This window comes from Streptococcus mitis, assembly GCF_002096925.1.
Classification (GTDB): Bacteria; Bacillota; Bacilli; order Lactobacillales; family Streptococcaceae; genus Streptococcus; species Streptococcus mitis_AF.
The window spans coordinates 1-1,315 of sequence record NZ_NCVN01000047.1 but is presented as its reverse complement, the minus strand read 5'-3'; the positions used below and the strand labels follow the sequence as shown (position 1 = coordinate 1,315).

2 protein-coding genes are annotated in these 1,315 nt (G+C 41.0%); both read left to right on the top strand.

The annotated features are described in order from the left end of the window. Positions 1-1,072, top strand: a 1,072-nt coding sequence (locus tag B7692_RS07360) for a triacylglycerol lipase (RefSeq protein WP_084930344.1), incomplete at its 5' end; no start/stop codon positions are given. Further along, on the top strand, positions 1,054-1,315 hold a 262-nt coding region (locus B7692_RS07355), incomplete at its 3' end, for a hypothetical protein (protein WP_084930343.1). The genes B7692_RS07360 and B7692_RS07355, both read left to right, overlap by 19 nt.

The following is a 1,315-nucleotide window of genomic DNA, read 5'->3' as shown; positions in this document are numbered from 1 at the left end:
AAAAGACAACACCTCCAATGGTATGCAGGCGATGGCGGTTGCTCCTGTGGATAAAAATGGGAATGTGGATTATAGTCATGTAGTGATTGCTTATGCTGGGACGAATAGAGACGATCGGCTTGACATCCAAACAGATATCCAATCAATAGGATTTGGTGATAGACGGATGTTGTCGGATTCGAAAACAAAGACATTTAGAAAATCTCAATTTCAAACGGCTCTGAGTTTTGCGGAAGAAATTGAAAAAACTTATCCCTCTGCTAAAATCACAACTGCGGGGCATTCGCTTGGAGAGTCTCTGGCTATGTATGTCGCTTTGAAGCGAGGTTATGCCAATGTTGGGTATAACGGACCAGATATTCATAACTTGATTTCGAAAGAAGAAATCAAGTACATGCAAGAACATCCAGAACAATTTCGCAATTACCGTCATAAGTATGATTTTATTGGCAATATTATGGGAAATACGACTCAAACAGCTATCTATCCTGCAAAAGATAACTGGGGTGACAAGTTAGAATATCATAACTTGTCCCAGTGGCGATTTGATGAGAATGGCCAGTTAGTTGATTTGAACGGAAAACGTGTCACAGATTTCAAAGTAACGGCGCTAGCAGAAGCAACAGCGGGTATGTACCGCTACCAAAAAATCAAAAGCTACCTCTCGGCAGATGGTTTGTCAAGCAAGGAAGAAATATATTTGGATAGCTTGCAGGGGATGGCTCTAGGGGAAGGAATGGCTAATGCGGCTCGAGCTGGTGCAGACGACGTCAAGCACCTTCAAGAGGAGGTGGTGTCAAAAGCACAAGAACTATGGAATCAGCTTGACTTTAGTAGTTTCCGATACCTGAGTTATGATGAAGTCCTATCGACTTTTGCGTCTGCGGGTGTGACTCAGGCTACGATTGTCGGTTCAGTTGAGCAAGATTTTGAGCAAATGAATCAAAAAGCTGAAAAACTAGCCACAGAGTTTGATACCCTTAACCAACAGATTATCCAAGTCATTGAGAATAAACTAGCTACAGATAAGGAATTGGCAGGAGAATTTAGAAAATGGAACAGTCGGATTTAGTCTTCCAAAAGTTAAAAGCAAAAGAAAAAGAGTATCATGATTTGGAAGATGAGTATCTAAAGCAGAAAGCAACTTTTACAAATCAACGCAACGAACTCTATGAACGTCGAGACCGCCTTGCCCGAATCGTAGAAGATGAAGCTGGTAAGATGACTGCTTTTCTTCAAAAAGGACAATATAGTTACCAAGATGGAGAACAGTTTTATAGGAGTTTACAACAATTGATGGAGGATTCTCAGTTTG